This is a genomic window from Corynebacterium sp. LK31 (assembly GCF_014335015.1).
GTDB classification, from domain to species: Bacteria; Actinomycetota; Actinomycetes; order Mycobacteriales; family Mycobacteriaceae; genus Corynebacterium; species Corynebacterium jeikeium_D.
Genome location: NZ_PDGW01000023.1, coordinates 1 through 23,281, shown reverse-complemented (window position 1 = coordinate 23,281; position 23,281 = coordinate 1). Strand labels below are relative to the sequence as shown.

The following is a 23,281-nucleotide window of genomic DNA, read 5'->3' as shown; positions in this document are numbered from 1 at the left end:
CCTTACGAGGTGGCCATCACCTTCGTCTCCCCGATTGCGTCCTTGATGTCGTTGATTCCCTTTTCAAAGATGCGCTGGAGGCCCAGTGCCAGGATCAGCGACGGGATGATGAACAGCGCCAACATGAACATCAGCTTCCAGTAGTCGGCCTCGTAGATACCGGCGATGGAGCTGCGGAACATGTCAATCGCGTAGGTACCCGGCAGCCACGGGCTAATGTTCTGGACCCACTGCGGCACCAGAGGCAGCGGATACGCGCCACCTGCAGCCGAGACCTGCATCACCAGCAACAGCACGCAGATGGCCTTGCCGGCATTGTCGAAGGTGAAGACGAACGAGAAGACGATCATCATGAACACCAGCGAGATAATCCAGCCGGCCAGCAGCATCAGGAATCGGTGTGCGGGATCGATGCCCACGTACACCTGGAGTCCCAACACCATCAGCGTGGCCTGAACTAGGCCAACGGTGGCGAAGGTGGCGAACCGGCCGAAGTACTTCTCGGCGCGGGTGTAGTCATCGGTCTGGGCAGCGTTGATTTGCTGGTCGCTGGACTTCTCGGCCTCAGCGTCAGCATCATCGCCGACCTCAGCGGCTGCATCGCTCTGCGCCTCATCGACCGCAGCTTCGACCTCATCAGCACCGACCTCATCGCCGACCTTCTGACCGCCGCGGCTACGGACCGTGGTGCGGATCAGCACCGACGACAGCAGCGCACCGATCCACAGCGCGAGGGTCGCATAGAACGGCGCCATACCCGCACCGAAGCTCTGGACTGGGAAGACGGGGTCCTCCTCGACCTGCACCGGCGCGGCCAACTGCGCTGCCAGGGCACTTGGGTCATCACCGACGGCCTCAGCAATTCGCGAGAGGTCACCGGTGTCCTTCGCCTCTTCCAGCGCGTTGTGAATCTCGTCGAAGCGAGCGGCCAAATCATCAAAGCGGGTGCTCAGACCCATCGTGGCGGCGCTGGTCTTACGAAGCGTATCCACCGGCGAGCCGGAAATCGTACCGCGGATGCCGCGAATGTCCTCGCCAATGACCTCGATGTCGTTGCTCAGACGCGACACCGGCTCCGACAGTGCGTCGATCTGCGGGCGCAGGTTCTGCTCGTAGGAGTTTTTGGCATTTTCCACAGCGGCAATCGCAGCCGTGAAAGCGTCCTTCGCCTGGCTTATCGACGATCCCGTATCCCGGCCACCGCGCAAATCCGCCGCCACGGCGGAGAAACTCTCCTGCAGCCCACGGGTGCGAGCAATCGAGGTGTTCAGATCGGAAATCGCGCGGTCATAGCCCGGCTTAGCGACACCCGGAACCACTGCCCCCACGGTGTCTTCCAGGCGGTCGCGCATCGCAGTCAGACCGTCGGCCTGCTGGCCGAATTTGGCCGCCATCGCGTCAAAGGTATCTGCGGTCGCGCCGCTGGTGGCCTGGGTGCCGTCGACAAGCTCGTTGACGCGGTCGCGCACGCCTTCGTAGCTCGACTGCGTTGCGTCGAGCGCCGTGCTAACCGAGTCGCGAACATTGCCGACCGCGGCTTCCAGATCGCCTGCGACGTTGCCGTCACCCGAACCATTGCGCAGAATGTCCATCCGCGCACCAGCGTTTTCCAAAATGGAATCCGCGGTCTCCACCAGCGGCACGGTGGTCTCCACCAGCGTGGACAGCGAACGAGCAGTCTGCGCACCGGAGCGCAGCCGCGCGGCGGTGTCATCAACGCGGTTTTGCACGCGCGTCAGTGCCTGCTTGGAGTCGGAGGTGTTTAGATACTCATCCAGCGAGGTGATCACGCCCAGCCCAACACTGGCGACGACCTGCGTGAAGTTCTTGTCAATCTCCTGAATAACGCCACTCGCGCCCTTACTCGTAATGATTGACGAAAGCGCGTTCTTCTTCTCATTCGTATAGAGCGTCAGCTTAGGCGCCTTGGTGCCCCGGACGTAGAAGGTCATCAGTTCAGTACTGAAGTTCTCCGGAAGCACGATTGCCGCGTAGTAGTCACCGGACTTAGTGCCGTCGATGGCGTCCTCAGAATCCGTAATCTGCCAGTCGATGTCGTGATTACGGCTCAGCTTCGACAGCACCTCATTGCCCAAGTTGACGTCAATCGCACCGATATCCGTGCGATGACCACGGTCATTACTGGCGACCGCAATCTTCAGCTTCTCGGTGTTCTCAAACGGCTCCCAGCTGGCCAGCACGTTAAAGCAGGTGAACAGCAGCGGAATCAGCACCAGACCAAAAACCATGATGCCGGTCATCGTGTTCTGGCGGATCACCCGAAAGTCATTCCGCACAATTTCAAGAACGTTTCTCATTAGGCTTCACCTTCTGGGGAAGTCTTCACGCTTGCCGACGACACCTTCGCCTGTGGCTCAAACGAATCACCAGCATTTTCCAGCGAGTACGCATGCGGATGGGAAGTTTGGTGCTCCATGTAGGCGCGCAGCTCCTCCTCCGACATCTCGCTGAGCTCCTGGGCGTGAATCACAGACTGCTTGACGTACTCGCGCACCGCGATGTAGGCGAGGCAGAGCAGCACAAACAGGCAAGCCAGACCGAAGAACAGGGCCTTCTGATCCGGGTAGTTACGGGCCAAAATACCCAGCACCACCAGGGCGGCCACGGCGATGCCAATGGCCATCCGCATGAACAGCGTGTAGCTGCCACGCAGATTCTCCATCCGCTCGTCGACTCGCGATTGGTACTCCTCGCGGTTACGCAGCGCAAAGACGAGGTCACTGAGCTTGTATCCGCTACCGACCAGGTGGACTTCTTCGTTGTTGACCAGTCCGCCCTCTTCAAGCTGGTGGTTAACCAAGACATTGACCGAGGACAGGCTGCGGCGCAGCCAGTAACCGACCACGTAGGCGACCACTGCCATGGCCATCAAGGTGAGCATGTTCTTCAGGTAGTAATTCGAGTAGAAACCACCAATGGTCTCGCGAAGAGCATCAATGCCGTAGGTCAACGGCAAGAACGGATTCAGCGCCTGGAAGAAGTCCGGGGTCATCTCAATTGGATAGAGACCGGCGGCGCCAGGAATCTGAATAAACGCGAGCACTACGGCAATACCACGTCCCACGTGGCCAAACGCCGACACCAAACTGTAAATAATGGCGAGATAACACAACTCCACCACGACACAGGTGAGGACGAACGCAACCGCGCTGACATGCTGCACACCAATGACGATGTCACCGATAGAGACAATCAGCGCCTGGAAAGTAGCGATGATGCCCAACAGCAATGTGCGCCCCATGTACGCCTGGCCCACCGTGATTTCCTTGAAACCTTCCGCGTCGACTTCCACGCGGAAAATCACAATCAGAATGAACGCACCAATCCACAACGACAGGTTGGTAAACAGCGCCGCCATACCCGAGCCGTAGTGATCCACCGGGAACACGGCCTCGGTCTTAACCTCAGCCGGATCGCTCAGGAACTGCGAGATACCCTCAGGATCAAGGTCATTGACCATGTTCATGGCTTCGCGCTCTTCGGTGGTGCCCAGGGTAAGAACATCGAGACGCGCAGTTTCCAAGCCATCGCGCACACCATCAAGGTCGGCCTTGAAGCTCTCGAGGACCTGATCCGCAGCAGAAAGCTGCCCACTCGTAGCGTCGAGAAGCGCGGACGTTTCCTTGACGGTGTCCTTTTGCGCGCCAAGCGCCGCCGCGTACGAACCCACGCGCGCGTTGAGCTGATTAAGCGCCTTGCTCAACTGCGGGAGTGCGTCCTGGGACGCCTGACGAATCTGATCCGAGGCGGCCTTGCCGTCCTTAGTGGCCTGCGCCAATGCCTCGCTGGTGGCGTTGAGGGAGTCGAGAGTTCCCTGCGCCGAGCCGGAGACGTTCTTCAGACCCTCCACCAGCTCTTTATTGGTGGCGTTGCTCTCGTCGAGCGCATCGATGGTGCGCTGGATTGCCTGCTTATCCGGGCCGTTGAGCGGGTTGGCCTCCAGCAGGGAATTCAGCCCACCAATGACCTGATCCGCCTGGTTGACGATGTCCTCCGCCGCAGCCGTCGCAGAATCCGAACGGGAAATTGCGCCCTGCAGATTGCCAGTCATCGCGCCAATCGCGGCGTTGGCGTTACCGGTGCCCTCCACCAGAGCGGTGCTGCCCTGCAAGTAGGCGTCGTTGAGATCCGCGGAGAAATTCAGGACCTCGTTGTTGAGCTCACCAGTAATCGCCTGCACCTGCGTCAACGCATCCTGGGCGTCATCGAGGGCCGTGTCCACGCTGCCGAGAGTCTTCTTGATCTGCGCAATCGTCGGCTGCAGATCGCCAATCTGCTCCTGGATAGCACCGACTTCATCGCGGCTATTGGCAACCGCATCAGCGACATCCTGGAAAGCGTCAGCGGAATTGAGACGAGCCGCATCGAACCGCCCCTGCAGCAGGCCGCCAGCTTCCTTAACCTCCTCGGTGACCGCCTTCGCAATCTCCTTATTAAAGGAAGCGGAAATCTGACCATCAATACCGGACGCGCCCTGCGCCGTGATGTGCGGCGAGATCGCGTTGATCTTCTGGTTAGCGCGGTATTTCAGCTTTGCTGGATGCCCCTGCCCTTGAATCAGGTCAACCATTTCCTGCGAGAAATTCGGCGGAATGGTGATTTCGGCATAGACCTTGCCGCGCTTTAGGTCTCGGTCTGCCTTCTCGGCATCGGGGAACTGCCAGCCCAGTTCATGATTTTGTTTTAGTTGTTTGACCACCTGGTTACCGATATTGAGGCTTCCGGTAACCGAGGAACTCGCGCCCTTGTCCTCATTCACAATTGCCACACCGATGTTCTCGGTGTGCTCGTACGGATCCCAGAAGCCCGGGATGTTGAACCAGGAGTACAAGGCAGGGGTGATCATCACGCCGATGATGATTACCCACACTCTTGGGCTATTGCGGAGACGGCGCAAGTCTCGCTTAAGAATAGACCAGCTAGTTTGCACCTTAAGGACGCTATCATCTTTACCCCGCTAAATACATTGGTACTAGTTTTAGAACTATCGATGGGTGGGGTGGGTGGCGTGGATGGCTGAGCATATTTCCCCCACTAAAACCCCCGAATGATGAAATTCATATAACCATCGGGGTAAGGTACATCACATGCAACGCGGACTACTGCTTCTATGCCGCGGCGGGGCTTGGGTTTAAGGCCGGCTCCCCGTCGCGGGGTAAGTTGTGCCGGCCTACAAGAAAAGTCCGAATTAGAAAGGCCCACAACATGTCTCCTTCCGACGCTTTTATTTCCGCTCCTTCTGTAATCTCCACTCCTGCTGGCGAGATTCCGGAAGGACAGCCTGCTTGGAATAAGCAGCGCAACTCCCAGATGGCAACCAACCGCTACCTGCCTTACGACCAGGAAGTTCAGGACTTCCAGCTGAAGGACCGCACCTGGCCGGACAAGCGCATTACTAAGGCACCGGTTTGGTGTGCCGTCGACCTGCGCGATGGCAACCAGGCGCTGATTGATCCGATGAGCCCGGAGCGCAAGCGCCGCATGTTCGAGCTGCTGGTCCAGATGGGATACAAGGAAATTGAGGTCGGATTCCCGTCCGCTTCCCAGACCGACTACAACTTCGTGCGCGAGATCATTGAGAAGAACATGATCCCGGACGATGTCACCATCCAGGTCCTGGTTCAGGCTCGCGAGCACCTGATTCGCCGCACCTTCGAGGCATGTGCCGGCGCAAAGAACGTCATCGTTCACTTCTACAACTCCACCTCGATTCTGCAGCGCGATGTTGTGTTCCGTAAGGACAAGGACGCAATCAAGAAGATTGCCACCGACGCCGCGGAACTGATTAAGACCATCGCGAAGGACTACCCAGACACCAACTGGCGTTGGGAGTACTCGCCGGAGTCCTACACCGGCACCGAGGTTGAGTACGCCAAGGAAGTCGTCGACGCCGTGGTTGATGTCATCGACCCGACTCCGGACAACCCAATCATCATCAACCTGCCGTCGACCGTGGAGATGATCACTCCGAACGTCTACGCAGACTCCATCGAGTGGATGCACCGCAACCTCAACCGCCGCGACTCCATCATTCTGTCGCTGCACCCGCACAACGACCGCGGCACCGGCATCGCCACCGCCGAGCTGGGCTACATGGCCGGCGCTGACCGCATCGAGGGCTGCCTCTTCGGCAACGGCGAGCGCACCGGTAACGTCTGCCTGGTCACCCTGGGCCTGAACATGCTGACCCAGGGCGTCGACCCGCGAATCGACTTTTCCGACATCGATATGATCCGCCGCACCGTCGAGTACTGCAACCAGCTGCGCGTTCCGGAGCGCCACCCGTACGGCGGCGACCTGGTCTTCACCGCTTTCTCCGGTTCCCACCAGGACGCCGTGAACAAGGGCCTCGACGCAATGGCAGACAAGGTCCGCCCGGGCGCTGCCGTCAAGGAGCTTTCCGACGAGGACCTGCGCGCGGTGACCTGGGAGGTCCCTTACCTGCCCATCGACCCGAAGGACGTCGGTCGTTCTTACGAGGCCGTTATTCGCGTGAACTCCCAGTCCGGCAAGGGCGGCGTGGCCTACATCATGAAGACGGACCACGGCATGAACCTGCCGCGCTCCATGCAGGTCGAGTTCTCCTCCGTTGTGCAGGCAGTCACCGATGCCGAGGGCGGCGAGGTTAACTCCAAGGCGATTTGGGACATCTTCGCAGGTGAGTACCTGGACCGCGAGAATCCGCTCGAGCAGATTGCTCTGACTGTTGATGCCCCTCAGAACGAGTCGGACGCCACCAAGATCAAGGCTCACATCGTCTACGAGGGCAAGGAGCAGACCGTTGAGGGTGTCGGCAACGGCCCGCTGGCCGCTTACGCCAACGCCCTGGAGAAGCTCGGCATCAACGTCGAGGTTCAGGAATACGTCCAGCACGCTCGCACCGCAGGTGACGATGCCGAGGCTGCGGCCTACGTCCTCGCAGATGTCAACGGCACCAAGGTCTGGGGCTCCGGCATCGCTGGTTCCATCACCTACGCATCGCTGAAGGCAGTCACCAGCGCGGTCAACCGCGCACTGGCTTAAACTCCACATAGTTACTGACTAGGTTTATGACACTTTCGTGGCAAAATTTGTGCTCAAAGTGTCATAAACCTAGTCACTTTCTTTTTGGGGCAAACTATCCAGCGGTCCCTCGGCCCCACTACCCAATTACCCAACTACCCAATCAACGGGCCAGCATTGCGCACATCCGCACGGAAAGTCACCCCACCTGCGGCTACCACGCGTTCGCGCTCGATGAGGATTGAACGGAGCGTCGATAAGCGAACTGCGTGCAATTCCACCTCTTTCCACACCACCCGCGCGACATCCAGCCCCGTTGCGCGCAGCGAACGCTCGCGGTAGGTCTCCCGCGTGAGCAGCTCGGACTGAGCCGCAGGCGTCGGCGCGACCTCGCTTGCCGAATACTTGATGTGGCCATCGAACTCCACGACAAGCAGCAGGTCAGGGATATAAAAATCCACGCGGGCGAGAAAGTGCGGCGGATCGTGGCTGGTGCCGCGAGTCCAGATTTCGGCTTGCTCGTGGAACTTCAGTCCGAGCTCGAGAAGAGCGGCTTTAGTCAGCGCCTCACCGGCCGTTTCGCAGCGACCGTGACAGACCGCGAGCGCACGGTGAAACAGCTCTTGACCCCGCACGCTGGGATAATGCACCGGGAGCTCCTCAAGCTGATCGCGCGTGGCGCCATGCCGCAGCGCACCTTCGACAGCCAACACCGCCGCCCGCCACGACACGGACTCCGGCCCCTTCTGCCTGAACCGGACGCGACACTCATCGAAGGCCGCACGCGCGAGCACCGCGACCCGCCGGTCCGCGAGCCCCTGCGTGTGATCCAGATGGATCTCCGAGCGCAGGCGCATGCAATAGTCGATGCCGTGGAACTCCTGACTCCCGCCCACGACCACAATCTTCGCATCGCGCACCAGCACCCACGAACCGTGCAAGGCCAGCGCTGCAGCTCCCGAAATGACGCCTGACGACGTCTCGGAGACCACCGCCAAAGCAGTAATAGCCAGGCGTTTCTCGCGGTGGAGCCCCTCCCAGGCATGCGCGACTACATAGTGACCTCGGCAAAGCCGCTCCAGATAACCGGCCCGCGCTTGCCTTGCGACCTCGCGGTATCCATTCCCCGGCTGGTCATCCGGCCTAATGATTCCAAACTGGTCCGCCACCAGTTGCTTGCGTTTCTTGTTGACCATTTCTCCCCCGCCCCGTGGTTGTTCCGTGGTTGTTGCCCCGTGGTAGTTATTTCGTCCCTATTTTTGTGGCGCTGTTTTGTGGCTCTATTTGTGGCGCTATTTGTGGCCTTGGCTTGTGGCACTGTTTTGTGGCCCCTATTTAATAAGGCGCGGAAATTGCCCTCGCGGTTCCATTCCTTTTCGGCTGAGCACCCAGTCGGGGGAAAACTTTTGGGGCTTGCGTGGTTTTTGTAGTTTGCGTGGTTTACGGGACCCGTATGACCGTGCCCCACGGTCCTACTGAGCTTGAGGCCGAGCTAGTGCCCAAATTACTGACTAGGTTTATGACACTTTCGTGGCAAATTTTGTGCTCAAAGTGTCATAAACCTAGTCACTTTCTCCGCGGGTGAGCGCACCCGCTAGTCTTGAGGCATGACTGAATCGGCGCGCGAGGAGCGCAAAGCGACTGGGACCTCTTCTCAGACGAAGAGGCGGCGGCGGAATCGTCGCCGTTCTCAACGCGCGTCGGCAGCGGGCGCGAAAACACCACCAACTGCACCGGCTTCCACCACAACGGACGCAGCCACGACCAACGCAGCTACGCCGGCCTCAACCACCACCGACGCGGCCACGACCAGCGCGGCTATTACCGGCGCAATCGCAACCGGCGCGAGTACCGCTGGCACACCGGCCACAGCCACACCCACACCGGCCACAGCCGAGACCGCCGCAACAAAGGCCGCTGACGAGCACAAGCAGTTCTCGTCGGCGGAGGAAGCTCCTTACGCAATCGTGTCCATCCAGGCCACGGGCATCCACCCCAAGACGTCTCGGCTGGTCAGTCTGGGAGTATCCACCGCCGACAGCAGCGGCAACATCGTGGACACCTGGCATGTCGTCATCAATCCCACCGAAGATCCCGGCCCGACACACCTCCACGGCCTCGAGCCCGCGGACTTCGCGGGGGCTCCGAAATTCGGGGTGATCCAGGCCAAGCTCGCGCACGCGCTCGATGGACGCACGTTGGTTGCTCATAATGCGCCGCTGGTCTGGGGTTTTATAGTTGCCGAGGCCAAGAGGGCCCGTCGTCAAGCGAATCGTGAGCGGTCCGCGCGGAATAAGCGGGGGCGTCGTCGTACGCGCACTCGCGTCGCGCGGATTCCGGCGCCCGCACGGATTGCCGATACGTTGGAAACGGCGCGTCGCCAGGGCAAACGGCTTGACGACGCACGCCTGCGCGCCGTCGCGCGCGCCTATGGCCTCGATGTGCCTTCGCCCGAGGCATCGATTGCTGGCATCTCGGTGCCGGAGCGAGTGCGGACGTTGGATGACGTCACCACCACGCTTGCGCTGTTCCGCGCACAGGGCGGGCTCGATGCGGGCGCAACCCTGAACATGTACACGCCCGACCAGCTGCGCGAAGACATTGTGGGTCTGCAGCGCTCGGCAGTGCGTGTCGACGCGATGGAGGCACCGCGCCCCGTGGAGAACCCCGGCCGCTATACACCGGGGCGGAAGCTCGCGGAGGGCATGGAGTTCGTCGTGGCACCAGAGGTGTCGGTGGACCCAGATGAGCTGATTGCGGCGGGCGTGCGGGCTGGGCTGGCCTACTCGGAGAAGGTCACGCGAGAGTCATCGGTGCTGGTGTGTAACCGACCTGCGGATGTGACACCGGATCAACTGACGGGCAAGGCCATGCATGCCCACCGGAAGGACATTCCGATCGTTTCCGATGAGGCATTCTTGCGACTGGTCGGAGAGATGTCGCCGGCCGCTGTGAAGGACGAGGCTAACGGCTGACTCGGTGGCTGCTCATTGGGTAATTGCAGTGGCACTGGGGCAACGGGCCTGCCGGATAGTCATCTTGTGGAGTCTAGTTTGCAGGCGTTAAGCCCCAGGACCGCGCTGATTCTGTGACGGTTGGAAGCGACAACCTTATAGATAAAGCTCCACAGTTTTGTCAGTGGCGGGAAGAGCAGGAATGTGCCCGCACATCGGAATAGTGCCTTGGTGCCGCCCTCACGCAAGGCGATACCTATCGCCTCGTGGCCGTACCGAAATTCTCGGCCGCTCTTAGCACCAGGTTCACCGACTGCTGCTTCGGCTGGGATTGTGGCGACCGCCGGGGTTGGAAGCATGGCGACCGCCTCAGCTGAGATGTGTTGACGAACTTCCTCTGGCAAGGACTGGTCTTCGGGACTAGCACCAATCATGCGGACACCACTGAGTTTGGCCAGAAGGGTCACGCTTGCCTCGCAGAACCCACAATCGCGGTCGTAGTAGAAAGTGATGTCAGGGTTCATCATTTTTCGGCGGCCTTTTTATACAGACTCTTGCCATTAAGTTTGGTGTGCTCAAAATTGACTAGGACATCAAATTTCTGGAGGTCTTCCCAAATTTCCTTGGCTTGCCCGCGCGACCCAATAGAGCCCGACTTCACGCATTGCAGTAGCACGTGCTCGGTATTGAAAATGTATCCAGCTTCTTGCTTCCGCGCTAGCTCACAGGCATCACCATCATCCATGATGAGCGCAGTGGCTACGCCCTTACCCTGATCTTTCGCATAAAGACAATGGGCGATAGCGATGTACTCTCCCAGGTGTTTAGCTTTGCCCCCTTGAAAGGTATAGCCAGGACCAGAATAGAGGCGAACATAGGGATAAAGTTTTTTGTGGTCATCGTCGAGAACTTCGACATTCGGGTGCCCCAGAAACCAATCCCAGTGTCTCTTTCCGCAGTTGAAGCGCCGTTTATCCAATTTGCGTTCGACTTCATTTTTGACTGCTCCTGGAATGCTGATGGTCATCTTGCCTGCGAAGTCGAGCAAATACTGGTGATTCTTCGAACATACGAAATTAAGAAGTACGCTTGTATCAGCTATTAGGAGGTAACCAGCCATCGTTTATTGGGCGCTTTCTAAACTATCGGGACCATCGCCGAAGAAAGCGTCTAGTTCCGCGAAGGGATCTGCTTCCGTGTCAGCCGCATCCTGATTCTGCACATTCGCATCATGCCTCAATGGCGGTAACTGTGACTGCGATGCACTTATCAGCTCCTTCACCTCATCGACACTGCTCATTTCAGCAAAAGCAATGCTGGGAAGGTCGACTATCCCCTGTTCGTAAGCGCGATATACGTCTTTCACCAACCGCGCTGATGGTTGCACTAGTTCGGAGACCTTTACCGCGCGGTCATAGTCAGCTTTCCAGCCATACCGGGCAGCCAGCGTGGGAGCTGATACACCTTTCAGTTCTTCCGATTGCCCTTCGCTAATGAGGTCTGCGCGCCTCATCTGAATAAGTGCGACTCGCGGCGAAATTTGATACTTGCGAACGACATGGGACAACGCAGCAAGGACGTCACCTCCACCGATAAGCTCGCGGAGGTTCTGGTCTGTTTTCAACCCATCAGTTGGGCAGAGCACATTACGAGCGAAGGCATCAGCACGAACTTCCTGATAATCACGCTTGCCACAGGCGTATATTCCAGGCTCAGAGTGCTCATCATCTGCAACGATTTTCGAGGACTCGAAATCATTGGAAACAAAATGCCCAATTTCATGCGCAACGGTAAACCGCTGACGGTAAGGAACGGATGACTTCGCAATTCCAATGACTGTCGCTCCCGTCACGGGGTCACGCAAAGCAAGTGCATCAACATTGGCTGGTAAATCCAGAATCATAAAATCTGCATTAACCAACTGCATAAAGCCAGCGATGTCGGCGATTGGATCATTTCCTAGGGTGTGCTTCTTGCGGAACTCTATAGCAAGGTCGAGCCCCTCCTTGCTCGCACTGCACATGGGGAACCCTCCTTAATTTTGAGTTAGCAGCACTCGAAGCTGCAGGTAAGGCAAAAGCATCTCCCGCGCTCCCTTAACACTCGCGCCATCCTGTGAAGTGCGGGCCACGGCCTGCACACGCTGGCTGACCGGGTTTTCCTCCACAAGTTCATCCAACGGCACGCCAAGAGCCCACGCAAGCGCCATAACCTGCTCAAGTGAGTAAGTCGCCTTGCCATTTTCCAGGCGACTGACTGCAGATTGCGACACCACACCATCGGTGGCGTCAGCCAAATCACGTGTGGTCATGCCACGATTTGTGCGCAACTGATGCAAGCGCGCGCCGAAGAAGTTGCTTTCTGTATTAGCCATACCTCTTCCCCCTTATCTGCTAGTGGACAGTATAGGGCAACACATGAATCAAAACAATAATTCTTTGATTCAGTGCTTGAATTCGATTCCTCAAATACGCTTTCTCACCTCGGTAATCTCCTTCCTCTCTTCCGCCGCATGACCGCCTAATCCCCGAAGATCAACATGATCGCAATCACCTCAAAGTTCAGATTTCAAGGCTCCGCAGGGAGACCTCCCACAAATCCCATCAGGCCTCACAGGCCTGCTTCTTAGGCCTAGCCCTTTCGTGCGCGTAATATTTACACACATGACAAATGGCACCTCTCCGCAATCGCATTCCGCTGATAGCGCGGATGCCAGCCCGCACGGTACTGCTTCGAGTGGCTCCCGCGACTCGAATAGTTCTCGTGGCCTGCGCGACACCGGCGCCCGCCTGCGCGCCGGCCTCGCCACATCCGCCGCTCACGCCGCCACCTGGGCCTCCCGGAAGTCCGGTCGCGGCGCGGGTGGCATGATTGGTGGCCTGATTGCGCAGAAGATTGACCCGCGCATTCTGGCTTCCCTCGGCAAGGGACGCCCGGCCGCGATCATCACTGGCACCAACGGCAAGTCCACCACCACCCGTATGTTCGCGGCCGCCATGCGCGCCGCTGGCCACAACGTGGCCACCAACGAGGGCGGCGACAACATGGACGCGGGTATTATCTCCGCGCTGCTCGCCACTCCCGATGCGGACAGCCTGGTCCTGGAGGTCGATGAGCTGCACGTCCCGCACATCGCAGAGGACCTGAAACCGCAGGTCCTGGTGCTGCTGAACCTTTCCCGCGACCAGCTCGACCGCGTCGGCGAGATCAACAAGATTGAGGCCACACTCCGCGCTGCGGTGGACGCTAACCCGCAGGCGACGGTCATCGCCAACTGCGACGACCCACTCATCGCGTCGGCTGCGTGGGATGCCAAGAAGGTTATTTGGGTCTCCGCGGGCGGTGGCTGGACCAACGATGCCACCTCTTCCCCGCGCACCGGCGGCCCCATCATCCAGGACGGCCACAACTGGTACGCCGTGAAGCCACTCCCGGACGGCTCGGAGTTCAAGCGGCCAGAGCCGGACTACCGCATCACTGCGGAGGGAGTCATCACGCCTGCTGGCGACACCCTGCCAATGAACCTCACGCTGCCGGGCAACGCCAATCGCGGCAACGCCACCTTGGCGATTGCGGGCGCTGTCGATATGGGCGCGGACCTGGAGAAATCCCTCCGGGCCACCGAGACCGTCGACAACGTTGCGGGCCGCTACTCCACCATGGTTGTGAGAGATGACAAAGGCGCCGAGAAGCACGTGCGCATGCTGTTGGCCAAGAACCCGGCCGGCTGGCAGGAGGCGCTGTCCATGGTCGACCGCACCGCAGATGCAGTGGTCATCGCAGTCAACGGTCACGTCGCTGACGGCGAGGATCTGTCCTGGCTGTGGGATGTCCGCTTCGAGGACTTCGACGGCATGGATGTGCTGTCCGCGGGCGAACGCGGAACTGACCTCGCGGTGCGGTTGCTGTATGCGGGCATCGATGCGAGGTTGGTCGCAAATCCGCTGCAGGCGATCCGGTCGTGTGAGGCGCGGGGGTCGTCGTCAAGCGTTACCCGAGTTGAGGTGCTGGCGAACTACACCGCCTTCCGCGATTTGAAGCGCGACATCGAACGAGCACAGGAGGAAAAGTAAATGAGCGAGCTGTCTATCGGCCTGATCCTCCCGGACGTGCTGGGCACCTACGGCGATGACGGAAATGCGCTGGTGCTGCGGCAACGCGCGCGGATGCGTGGGATTGACGCCGAGATTGTCCCGATCAAGCTGGGCGATGCCGTCCCCACCGACCTGGATATCTACACCGTCGGCGGCGGCGAGGACGTCGCACAAACCATCGCGGTGGAGCATCTGATTAACGACGGCGGCATCAAAAAGGCAGCCGATGCCGGCAAGCAGATCCTCGCAATTTGCGCAGGCTTCCAGATCTTCGGCAATTCTTTCCGCGCGGGCGGACGCGACGTCGCAGGTCTCGGCCTTGTCGATTGCACCACCGATTCGCTGGAGTCGCGCGCGATCGGCGAAATCTGCACGCTCGTCGATCCCACGAACGGTTTGCTTGACGACGTCGACGCCAGCCCACTGACTGGCTTCGAAAACCACATGGGTCGCACGACCCTGGGTGCCGATGCGAAGCCGCTTGGTCGGGTTGTCCGTGGCGTGGGCAATACCGGCCCGGAAGTGGAGCAGGCGGACTCCGGGATTGCTCCGGGAGTGGATGTTTCTGCACTCACACCGACCGGTGGCGCCGAAGGCGCGGTGCAGGGTTCGATTATCTGTACCTACCTGCACGGACCTGTGTTGGCTCGCAATCCGCAGCTGGCTGATCTTTTGCTGGCCCGCGCTACCAACCAGGACCTGTCGAGCCTGGCTCCGCTGGACCTCGAGGTCGTGGATAAGCTGCGCGAAGAGCGCATCCCGTCCAAGCCGCGTCCGAAGAGCGAGCGCTAGTTTTGTAGTTTCGCGCGCGGCCGGTTGGCTGGACGGCGGCTAGACCTTCAGCCGGCCCGTCAGCGCGCGGGACAGGGTGAGTTCATCGACGAACTCCAAGTCACCACCGAGCGGCATGCCGGAGGCCAACCGAGTTACCTCGAGATCCGGGAAGTCCCGCAGCAGCCGGGCCAAATAGGTCGCGGTGGCTTCGCCCTCGGTGTTGGGGTCAGTCGCGATGATGACCTCGTGGATTTCTGGGGGTTGGGTCTCGTCGACGTCGTCAAGCACGCCTGCGATACGTTGCAACAGCGTGCGGATATTGAGCTCGTTCGGACCGATGCCGCCAAGCGGATCGAGCGCCCCGCCGAGCACGTGGTAGCGACCGTTGTACTCCCCCGTGCGCTCGATGGCCTGGATATCGCGCGCCTCTTCAACGACGCACACCAAACCGCGGTCGCGGCGTGTGTCCGAGCAGTACTGGCACACATCGGTTTCCGAAATATTGCCGCAGACCCGGCAGAATTGCACACCCTCGCGCACCCGACCAAGCGCGGATTGGAGCCGGCCGATGTCCTCCGGCTCCGCCTTCATCAGGTAGAAAGCGATACGCTGAGCTGACTTCGGGCCGATGCCCGGCAGGCGCGAGAACTCATCAATGAGATCTTGGAGTGGTCCCTCGAACAATGATAATTACCTACAAATACTGGTCTGAAAAGCTAATTTAGAAACCGAGGCCACCGAGACCGTCGAAGCCCTGGGACAGCGGGCCCATCTTCTGCTCCGCCAGCGACTGCACCTTAGCGGTAGCGTCCTGGAAAGCAGCGAGAACCAGGTCCTGCAGCCCGTCGACGTCCTCCGGGTCAACGACCTTCGGATCAATGGCGATGTCCGTGACCTCGCCCGAGCCCTGCATAGTCACCTTGACCAGACCGCCGCCGGCCTCACCGACGATGGTGGAAGCGACGATCTCCTGCTGTGCTGCCTGCAGCTGCGCCTGCATCTGCTGTGCCTGCTGCAGAATTGCGTTCATATCTGGCTGAGTCATAATTAATGTTCCTAACTATTGTGATCTTTACGTGCTGATTTGTAGTTACGCGCACGCTTCTAAGGCTCATCGCCCATGCTTTACGACGCGCATCGCCGCCCCATTCTAACGGCTCTAGCGGTCTTCCAGCGGTTTGGCTCCCAGCTCCTTTTCCAGCATCTCCATGACCACGTCCTTTAGCGAGCGGTGATCGAGAGACCCGACCTCGTTCGCGGCCTCGAAATACTCGGAGGTGTCCTCTTCGTAGTTGTTGTCCTGCGGGGTTTGGGGAACCGGGTTGTAGTTGGTGTTGGCGTTGGAGTTGTAGTTGGACGGGTTGCGCGAACTGTAGCTCTCTGTGCCCTCTGCGCCCTCTGGTGGAGCGAACTCCTCCATCGGCTCTGGTGGCAGCGGGACGCCGCCGAAGCCCGAATCCTGATTGGCTTGGGCCTGAGCATTTGCTTGAGCGTTTGCTTGTGCCGCGCGCAGGAATGACTGCGGCTGGTTTGGCTGCTGCGGCTGTTGCTGGGCCGGGTTCGGGTTCGGTTGAGCTGGCTGGCTTGGCTGACGTGACTGATGTGGCTGAGCCGGCTGGTCGTGGCCTGCCTGCTGTCCCATCGCAGCACGCTTGGCGGCTTCGATTTTGGCACGGCGCTCAACAACGGATGCGTATGTCGATGACCGCTGCGGGCGCGGTGCTGGCTCTGACTGAGTCTGCTGTTCCTGCTGTACCTGCTGCTCAGATGTCTCTGGTTGCGCTGGTGCTGCGGGTGTCGGTGCAGGGGCGGTGTCGTTCGGCGAGGACGAACCTCTTGACGACGAATCATCCTCCCCGGAACCACCACCACCAGTGGCTGTTGAACGCGGTGCGCGCGGGCGCGTACCGACGACACAGTGCACCTGGCCATTGAAGCCCGTCACCTGCTTCACGGCAGTGGATAGTGCCTGAGCGTAATCAGGCGTATTGAGCCTGGTAGCGAGCGCTCCTGTGCTGTGTCCAATGACGAGCGTATCTTTTTCGACATCGAGCGGTACCGCCTGCTCGGCCAACACGCGAATGGGGAACGCATGCTGTCCGTCGACAGCCGCAAGGATGTCCTGCCAATGCTCGCGGATTTGCTCGATACCGGCGGGTGCAGGTTCGGGCTCCGGCTGTGGTGTTGGTTCCGGTTGCGGTGCTTGCTCTGGTGCTTGCTGAACCTGCGGTTCCGGCTGCGATTCTGGTGCCTGAGTAGTCTGCGTTGGCTGCTCAGGCTGGACTGGTTGCTCGGGCTGGGCGGCCTGAGTTGGCCGTGTCGACTCGGCTGATTGAGCTGGCTGTGGGGCCTGAGTTGGCTGCTCAGAGTGGGTTGGCGAGGCAGAGACAACTGGCTCCTCCTCGACAATCGACATCGAGCCGCCTTCCCCCTCACGCTCGCGGGTTTGCTGCTCACGCTCCTGCGCAAGCTGCGCCCGAGTCTGCTGCTCGCTGATGCGGGCATGCTCCGCCATCTTCCGACGGAACTCACGAATCTTCTCCGCCTGTGCTTCTTCCTCGGACATCGGCTGCTCAGCCGGTTCAGGCTGCTGCGGTTGTTCGGCCTGCTGAGACTGTTCAACTGATTCGGCCGGCGTAGCCTGCGTAGGCTGTTCAGGCTGCGTAGGCTGTTCAGCGGTCGCAGTAGATGCTTCTGGTGCAGGCTGCGGCTCAGTTACCGACTCCTGCGACACCGGTGCCGCTGGTGCAGACTGCTGCTGAACAGGTTCCGGCTGAGCCTGAGGCTGCGACGGTGCCTGCGCTGACGCTGCCTGCCCAGCACGACTGCCCTGGGCCTGCGCCCCTTTCTTTCGCTGGGCATTCCGCTGGCGCCACGCTTCACGAGCCGACTGGCCAGACTGCATCGGCGAAGCATCGGCCTCAGCCGCACCCGACCCCGACCCCGCGGCGGAAGACGCCGGTGCCGCTGCGGGGGTTGCGGCCCCCGAGCCGTCGGCAAGCGCGGGCCTGCCGTGTTCCAACGCCTCTACGCGCTGCAGCAGCGACTCCACCGAATCTTCGGTGGCGGGCAGGAGCATGCGCGCGCACAGGACCTCGAGAAGCAGACGCGGCGAAGTCACGCCGCGGAAGTGACGCAGGCCGTCAGAGAGCACCTGCGTGAAGCGCGTCAGGGTAGCCGGGGGAATTGTCCCGGCCTGCTCCAGGACACCGTCGATTTGGCTCTCCGGAATCTCTACAAGCCCCTGCTCCAGCGCGTTCGGCACTGCGGACAGCACCAGCAAATCACGCACCCGGCCAAGCAGGTCCGAGGCAAACCGAGCCGGATCCTGGCCCGACATAATCACACGCCCGACCACGCTAAACATGGCCGCGCGATCGCCTGCCGCCAGCGCCTCAATCGCATCCGTGATGATTACGCTGTCAGTGACACCGAGAATGGCCGCAGAAGTCTCATAATCCACACCATCGGTGCCGGAACCAGCAATGAGCTGATCCATAACCGACAGCGAGTCACGCGGCGAACCGCCACCGGCCTGGATGACCAGCGGATACACGTCCGGCTCTACCCGCACACCCTCGGCCGTGACCACACGCTCAAGCAGCCCGCGCATATCCGGCGGGGTCAAAAGCCGGAACGGATAGTGGTGTGTACGCGAGCGAATCGTCGGCAGCACACGCTCCGGCTCCGTGGTCGCAAAAATGAAGATGAGATGCTCCGGCGGCTCCTCCACAATCTTCAACAGCGCATTGAAACCCGAGGCGGTAATCATATGCGCCTCGTCAATAATGAAGATGCGGTAGCGCGACTCCGCCGGCTGGAAGATAGCCTTTTCCCGCAGCTCACGCATATCTTCCACACCGTTGTGGGAAGCCGCGTCCAGCTCAATAACGTCCAAATTGCCCGGACCACCCGGCGCCAACGCACGACACGACGCACACTGGCCACACGGCGTCGCCGTCGGCCCCTCCGCACAGTTCAAACTGCGCGCCATAATGCGCGCCGACGAAGTCTTGCCACAGCCACGCGGCCCGGAGAACAAATACGCATGGTTAATGCGGTTGGGACGCCCCTGCGCATCACGAGATTCCAACGCCGCCGACAGCGGGTCAGTTACGTGCCGCTGCCCCACCACTTCGGCGAACGATGCCGGACGATACTTCCTATACAGAGCCACGTGCTCAGCCTACCTTCCACCCCGGATCGGCTAGTTCGAACCCTCCTGGGAAACAACCGACTCACGGCACCAATCCCGCAGGTCAGCATCTACTTCGGCCAACTTCTGCATCAGCGCCTGCGGCCCCTGCTGCTCATAAAACACCAGCTCCGCATCCGTGATTGGCACCAGTTGCGTCATCGTGGTCATGCGTCCCTGCGGGGACTCCACATCACCCTCATGCAGGCTGATCTTGCCCGGCATCTCGGACACATTCGGCACCCCGTCGCTCCACACGTACGGCACCGTGCACAGCACGTGCGCCACGGTAAAGGCAGTGCTTGACGACGACTCCCCTACCTCGGCCACCTGATCGGCCGCCAGCCGCACCGCATTCGGAATGACACGGCCCGGAATTGGCGACAGGAACTCCGGCTCTTCCTCCACCAGCGCTCCCGCGGCCGCGACCATGGTGGCCACGGGAAAATCAGCGTATGCGACGGAGAAGAGCTCCACGCGGATATCCGTCTTTGCTGCGCCGGTCAGGCCACAGTAGTTGCGGCCCAACTCCACGGTGGCGGCTGCCGTTTCCGGACGACGCTCGTTCGCTTGGCCGTCCGGCTCGTCGTAAAGCGAGAACTCAGCGACCCGAAGCGGTGCCGAATCGTGTTCCTGCCCGTGCCGACCACTGGCCGGCAGCTCCGTCACATACTCGCCGACCTGGGGGGCTCCGGGGAAAAGCCCGGAGATCCAAAACTTCGTCTCTTCGAAGTTCATACAGTCCTATCCCGACCTACCTGGCTTGCTTGGCCTAGGCAGTCGCCTTCTCGGCGGCGGCGAGCAGCACACAGGTAGCGACGCCGTTCATAGCGACCTCGAGCTCCTCCATCGGAGGCAGCGACGGTGCCAGACGGATGTTGCGGTCATTCGGATCCTGCTTCAGCGGGAAGGAAGAACCAGAACCGGTTAGCGCAATACCGGCCTCCTTAGCCAGCTCCACCACGCGACGAGCGGTGCCATCAACCACGTCGAGGTTGATGAAGTAACCGCCGGTCGGCTTCGACCACTCTGCCACGCCGTACTCCGTCAGGCGCTCATCCAGAATCTGCAGAACCTTCTCAAACTTCGGAGCCAGCGAACCGGCGTGACGGCGCATCTGCTCGCGCACGCCCTCCGCGTCACCGAAGAACTTGGCGTGAGCCAGCTGGTTGACCTTGTTCGGGCCAATGCCGCGGATACCAGCGTGCTTGAGGTAATCCTCCAAGTTGGCATCCGAAGAAGCGTAGAAAGCAACGCCGGCACCAGCGAAGGTGATCTTCGAGGTCGAGCCGAATGCCCACACGCGGTTCGGATTGCCCGCCTCTTCCGCCCACTTAATGACGTTGTGAATCTCCGGGAACTCATCCGTCAGCGTGTGAACCATGTAGGCGTTATCCCACATCAGACGGAAATCCGGAGCAGCGGTTTCCATTTCAACCAGACGACGGCAGACCTCAGCGCTGTAGGTCACGCCCGTCGGGTTCGAGAACATCGGGACATTCCACATGCCCTTAATCTGCGGATCGGAGGCAACCAGCTTCTCCACGACATCCATATCCGGACCGTCTTCGTTCAGCGGCACCTGGATCATCTCAATACCAAAGTGCTGCGTAATGGAAAAGTGCCGGTCATACCCCGGAACCGGGCACAGCCACTTCAGCACCGGCTCCTCGTTCCACGGGCGCTCCGAGTCGACGTTGCCGAACTGCATGGCCCACGAAATCAGGTCAAACTGGATGTTCAGGCTAGAAGCATCCTGCGCCAGGACGTTTTCCACCGGCAGATCCATCAGTTCCGCCCAGATAGCGCGGATATCAGTAATGCCCTTGGCGTTGCCGTAATTGCGGACATCCTCCCCAGAAGCCGAAATGTAATCCGGCGCCGGGAGACCCAGCAGGGCGTTTGCGAAATCAAGCTGTTCCGACGACGGCTTACCACGAGTCAAATTCAGTGCGAGGTTACGGGACTTCAGTTCCTCATATGCCTTCGCAAACTCATCCTTGTGTGCCGCCAACTGCTGAACATCGAAGGAATCCACGGCCATGGTGTACGCACCCTCCCAGGTATCGGACATAAGTTAAAACCTGACAAAACTGGCACGGAAAGCTTTTTCCCCGCGCCGCATCCGGCTTTGCAACCAAGTGTAAGGCATACCCCGGATTGGGATTTCTACAACTTCCCCGACAGCGCATCCAGACGCTGCTTACTCGGCCCCTCCAAGCCGATAATTTCTACCTCTTTGCCCCGGTCAGCAAACTTGACCCGCACGGAATCTAACGCCGCCACCGTGGAAGCATCCCAAATCTCAGCCTCAGACATATCGATGACAATCCGCTGCGCAGGATCGGTGTAGTCGAATTGGTACACCAGGTCGTTACTGGAGGCGAAGAACAACTGACCCCGCACCTTGTACGTCCGGGAGTGGGCGCTGGGATCGTCGTCAAGCACTTCAATCCTGACCAGATGAGCGACACGGCGCGCGAACATCAGCGACGCCACGACCACACCCGAAATCACGCCGATGGCGAGGTTATCCGTCGCCAGCGTAGCGATGACCGTCACCAGCATCACCGCCGTCTCCGAACGCGGCATCAGGCGCAACGTCCGAGGGGAGATCGAGCGCCAATCGACCGTGTCCACCGACACCACGACCATCACCGCAACCAGCGCCGCCATCGGAATCACTCCAACTGCAGAACTGAGCAGAAGGACCAGAATGAGCAGGAAGACACCGGAAAAGAGCGTCGTCAAGCGAGTGCGTCCCGACGATTCCTTCACACCCACCATCGTCTGACCAATCATCGCGCAGCCAGCGATACCGCCGAAGAAACCGCCCGCGATGTTCGCCACACCCAGCCCCCACGTCTCGCGGGTCTTGTCCGAATGCGTGTCGGTGATGTCGTCCACGAGCTTCGCCGTCATCAGCGATTCCATGATGCCGACAATCGCCACGCCCACCGAATACGGCGCAATCAGCTGCAGAGTCTCCCAGGTCAGGGGCACATTCGGGATCAGCAGCTGCGGGAGGGATTCCGGAAGCTCGCCCATATCGCTCACGTTCGGCACGCGCCAATTCGCCAACACCGCAACAAGCGTGACGACGATCACCGTTACCAGCGGAGCCGGAATCGCGGTGAACACGCGGGGCAGGAACACCATAATCGCAATACCCAGAGCGACCAGCGGATACACCAACCAGGGCACATCGATGAGATGCTCGAGCTGCGCAGTGAAAATGAGGATACCCAGCGCGTTAACAAAGCCAATCATGACCGCGCGCGGAATGAAACGCTGCAGCTTAGCGATACCCAGCGCCGCAAAAGCAATCTGCAACACACCCGCGAGCAGCACCGTTGGAATGAGGTAATCCATCCCGTACGTCCGCGACAACGGCGCGACGACGAGCGCAACCGAACCAGCGGCAGCAGTAATCATGGCCGGGCGACCACCCGTAAAGGCAATCACGATGGCCATAATCACCGAGCTAAACAGCCCCACCGCCGGGTCCACGCCCGCCAAGATGGAAAACGAAATGACCTCGGGAATCAGCGCGAACGACACCGCAGCACCGGCCAGCAGCTCGGTGCGCAGGCGCTTCGGTGAAGAAACTGCGAACCGGAAGGAGTCCCACACGCCCATTGGGGCTGGGGTTTCTCGGGTTTCGGGTGGTTCTGGTGTTTCTAGCGGTTCTCGTGTTGTCTGTGGTGGCACTCGCGTGTCGTCTGCATCGCTCATGCACAGTATTCTTCCAGACCAGCGAACGCGACCACTTGTGGCCAAGGTATTCACCTATCGATGCGCTGCAGCGTGGCCATAAGTGAATAGCTCATCGATAGGTGAAATGGCCTGGCCAATATCGCGGGGATAAGTGCCGAAAAAACATCGATAGGTCACAGGAAACCGCCGACAAGTGCCCGAAACCTAGCCATAAGTGCCAGAAGAACGCCGGGGATAAAAAAAAGGGGACCCCACGCACCCGTCAGAGCTCGCTGACCCTTGCTGCATTCCTGCCCTGGGGGAGTTCACGAGATGGACGCCACATGGGATCCGTGAAGACAGCCTACTACAGGCCCACGCAAAAAGTCACACTGCTAGCGCTCGCCGCACCGTTCAGCGAAAAACTGCCACACTAATCAGCGCACTGCCACCACGGATTCGTCACCAGTTTCGTGACAGCATTCATGACAGCATTCATGACAGTTCCCCGCCTCCCCGCAGCCCCCGGCATACACTGCAAATCC

At 60.1% G+C, this 23,281-nt stretch carries 17 protein-coding genes and 1 other RNA gene; 4 read left to right on the top strand and 14 right to left on the bottom strand.

The annotated features are described in order from the left end of the window. Nucleotides 1–2: 2 nt before the first annotated feature. Together CRD18_RS08430 and CRD18_RS08425 are read right to left on the bottom strand one after the other, a co-directional pair. Nucleotides 3–2,318 carry a YhgE/Pip domain-containing protein gene (locus CRD18_RS08430; RefSeq protein WP_187406650.1) on the bottom strand — a complete coding sequence of 772 codons (2,316 nt, stop codon included), beginning with the start codon at nt 2,316–2,318 and terminating at the stop codon, nt 3–5. Further along, the gene (locus CRD18_RS08425) at nt 2,318–4,951 is read right to left on the bottom strand and encodes a YhgE/Pip domain-containing protein (RefSeq protein WP_049189661.1); all 2,634 of its coding nucleotides are present in this window, start codon (nt 4,949–4,951) and stop codon (nt 2,318–2,320) included. Before CRD18_RS08425 ends, CRD18_RS08430 begins: the two co-directional genes overlap by 1 nt. Before the next feature lie 275 nt (nt 4,952–5,226). Between CRD18_RS08425 and leuA the strand changes: the two genes are divergently transcribed. Continuing rightward, entirely contained in the window at nt 5,227–7,044 is a 1,818-nt protein-coding gene (gene leuA / locus CRD18_RS08420; RefSeq protein WP_187406649.1) for a 2-isopropylmalate synthase, read from the top strand. Nucleotides 7,045–7,178: 134 nt separating this feature from the next. Here leuA and CRD18_RS08415 read toward each other — a convergent pair whose 3' ends face one another. Next, entirely contained in the window at nt 7,179–8,219 is a 1,041-nt protein-coding gene (locus CRD18_RS08415; protein WP_049193462.1) for a hypothetical protein, read from the bottom strand. Between the two features lie 411 nt (nt 8,220–8,630). On the opposite strand from CRD18_RS08415, the gene CRD18_RS08410 reads away from it, so the two are divergent. Further along, a complete protein-coding gene (locus CRD18_RS08410; RefSeq protein WP_197977004.1) occupies nt 8,631–9,998 on the top strand; it encodes an exonuclease domain-containing protein in 1,368 nt (455 codons plus the stop codon). Between the two features lie 59 nt (nt 9,999–10,057). Here the strand turns inward: CRD18_RS08410 and CRD18_RS08405 are convergent, their stop codons facing one another. The 4 genes from CRD18_RS08405 to CRD18_RS08390 form a co-directional block, all read right to left on the bottom strand. Continuing rightward, nucleotides 10,058–10,504 carry a DCC1-like thiol-disulfide oxidoreductase family protein gene (locus CRD18_RS08405; RefSeq protein WP_049190150.1) on the bottom strand — a complete coding sequence of 149 codons (447 nt, stop codon included), beginning with the start codon at nt 10,502–10,504 and terminating at the stop codon, nt 10,058–10,060. Next, nucleotides 10,501–11,004, bottom strand: coding sequence for a hypothetical protein (locus CRD18_RS08400; RefSeq protein WP_141746274.1), 504 nt, complete (start codon nt 11,002–11,004; stop codon nt 10,501–10,503). Before CRD18_RS08400 ends, CRD18_RS08405 begins: the two co-directional genes overlap by 4 nt. A gap of 96 nt (nt 11,005–11,100) precedes the next feature. Next, entirely contained in the window at nt 11,101–12,000 is a 900-nt protein-coding gene (locus tag CRD18_RS08395; protein ID WP_070652800.1) for an ImmA/IrrE family metallo-endopeptidase, read from the bottom strand. Nucleotides 12,001–12,012: 12 nt separating this feature from the next. After that, nucleotides 12,013–12,351 carry a helix-turn-helix domain-containing protein gene (locus tag CRD18_RS08390; protein WP_049190157.1) on the bottom strand — a complete coding sequence of 113 codons (339 nt, stop codon included), beginning with the start codon at nt 12,349–12,351 and terminating at the stop codon, nt 12,013–12,015. A 289-nt stretch (nt 12,352–12,640) separates the two neighbouring features. Here CRD18_RS08390 and CRD18_RS08385 point away from each other — a divergent pair, with 289 nt between their 5' ends. Both CRD18_RS08385 and CRD18_RS08380 read left to right on the top strand, forming a co-directional pair. Next, a complete protein-coding gene (locus CRD18_RS08385; protein WP_242458695.1) occupies nt 12,641–14,050 on the top strand; it encodes a MurT ligase domain-containing protein in 1,410 nt (469 codons plus the stop codon). Next, nucleotides 14,051–14,863, top strand: coding sequence for a type 1 glutamine amidotransferase (locus CRD18_RS08380; protein WP_187406648.1), 813 nt, complete (start codon nt 14,051–14,053; stop codon nt 14,861–14,863). It abuts the gene before it with no gap. A gap of 39 nt (nt 14,864–14,902) precedes the next feature. On the opposite strand, the gene recR is transcribed toward CRD18_RS08380, so the two are convergent. The 7 genes from recR to ffs all read right to left on the bottom strand — a co-directional run bounded on the left by recR (nt 14,903) and on the right by ffs (nt 23,092). Continuing rightward, the gene (gene recR / locus CRD18_RS08375) at nt 14,903–15,529 is read right to left on the bottom strand and encodes a recombination mediator RecR (protein ID WP_005511888.1); all 627 of its coding nucleotides are present in this window, start codon (nt 15,527–15,529) and stop codon (nt 14,903–14,905) included. A 37-nt stretch (nt 15,530–15,566) separates the two neighbouring features. Continuing rightward, nucleotides 15,567–15,890, bottom strand: coding sequence for a YbaB/EbfC family nucleoid-associated protein (locus tag CRD18_RS08370; protein ID WP_005511884.1), 324 nt, complete (start codon nt 15,888–15,890; stop codon nt 15,567–15,569). Between the two features lie 114 nt (nt 15,891–16,004). After that, on the bottom strand, nt 16,005–19,022 hold the full coding sequence (locus CRD18_RS08365; protein ID WP_187406647.1) for a DNA polymerase III subunit gamma and tau: 3,018 nt from the start codon (nt 19,020–19,022) through the stop codon (nt 16,005–16,007). A gap of 30 nt (nt 19,023–19,052) precedes the next feature. After that, a complete protein-coding gene (locus CRD18_RS08360) occupies nt 19,053–19,778 on the bottom strand; it encodes a suppressor of fused domain protein (protein WP_187406646.1) in 726 nt (241 codons plus the stop codon). A 34-nt stretch (nt 19,779–19,812) separates the two neighbouring features. After that, complete coding sequence (locus CRD18_RS08355; RefSeq protein WP_187406659.1) at nt 19,813–21,084, bottom strand: aminotransferase class I/II-fold pyridoxal phosphate-dependent enzyme; 1,272 nt, start codon at nt 21,082–21,084, stop codon at nt 19,813–19,815. A 125-nt stretch (nt 21,085–21,209) separates the two neighbouring features. Next, a complete protein-coding gene (locus tag CRD18_RS08350) occupies nt 21,210–22,679 on the bottom strand; it encodes a SulP family inorganic anion transporter (protein ID WP_070566552.1) in 1,470 nt (489 codons plus the stop codon). Between the two features lie 318 nt (nt 22,680–22,997). After that, an RNA gene (ffs, locus tag CRD18_RS08345) (signal recognition particle sRNA small type) lies at nt 22,998–23,092 on the bottom strand. Nucleotides 23,093–23,281: the final 189 nt, after the last annotated feature.

Excerpts from the sequence above, each read along its gene's own strand:
- CRD18_RS08390 (WP_049190157.1), bottom strand. The coding sequence starts at position 12,351 with ATGGCTAATACAGAAAGCAACTTCTTCGGCGCGCGCTTGCATCAGTTG.
- CRD18_RS08395 (WP_070652800.1), bottom strand. The coding sequence starts at position 12,000 with ATGTGCAGTGCGAGCAAGGAGGGGCTCGACCTTGCTATAGAGTTCCGC.
- leuA (WP_187406649.1), top strand. The coding sequence starts at position 5,227 with ATGTCTCCTTCCGACGCTTTTATTTCCGCTCCTTCTGTAATCTCCACT.
- CRD18_RS08385 (WP_242458695.1), top strand. The coding sequence starts at position 12,641 with ATGACAAATGGCACCTCTCCGCAATCGCATTCCGCTGATAGCGCGGAT.
- CRD18_RS08350 (WP_070566552.1), bottom strand. The coding sequence starts at position 22,679 with ATGGGCGTGTGGGACTCCTTCCGGTTCGCAGTTTCTTCACCGAAGCGC.
- CRD18_RS08415 (WP_049193462.1), bottom strand. The coding sequence starts at position 8,219 with ATGGTCAACAAGAAACGCAAGCAACTGGTGGCGGACCAGTTTGGAATC.
- CRD18_RS08405 (WP_049190150.1), bottom strand. The coding sequence starts at position 10,504 with ATGATGAACCCTGACATCACTTTCTACTACGACCGCGATTGTGGGTTC.
- CRD18_RS08380 (WP_187406648.1), top strand. The coding sequence starts at position 14,051 with ATGAGCGAGCTGTCTATCGGCCTGATCCTCCCGGACGTGCTGGGCACC.
- CRD18_RS08400 (WP_141746274.1), bottom strand. The coding sequence starts at position 11,004 with ATGACCATCAGCATTCCAGGAGCAGTCAAAAATGAAGTCGAACGCAAA.
- CRD18_RS08430 (WP_187406650.1), bottom strand. The coding sequence starts at position 2,318 with ATGAGAAACGTTCTTGAAATTGTGCGGAATGACTTTCGGGTGATCCGC.
- CRD18_RS08370 (WP_005511884.1), bottom strand. The coding sequence starts at position 15,890 with ATGACTCAGCCAGATATGAACGCAATTCTGCAGCAGGCACAGCAGATG.
- CRD18_RS08360 (WP_187406646.1), bottom strand. The coding sequence starts at position 19,778 with ATGAACTTCGAAGAGACGAAGTTTTGGATCTCCGGGCTTTTCCCCGGA.
- CRD18_RS08410 (WP_197977004.1), top strand. The coding sequence starts at position 8,631 with ATGACTGAATCGGCGCGCGAGGAGCGCAAAGCGACTGGGACCTCTTCT.
- CRD18_RS08355 (WP_187406659.1), bottom strand. The coding sequence starts at position 21,084 with ATGGCCGTGGATTCCTTCGATGTTCAGCAGTTGGCGGCACACAAGGAT.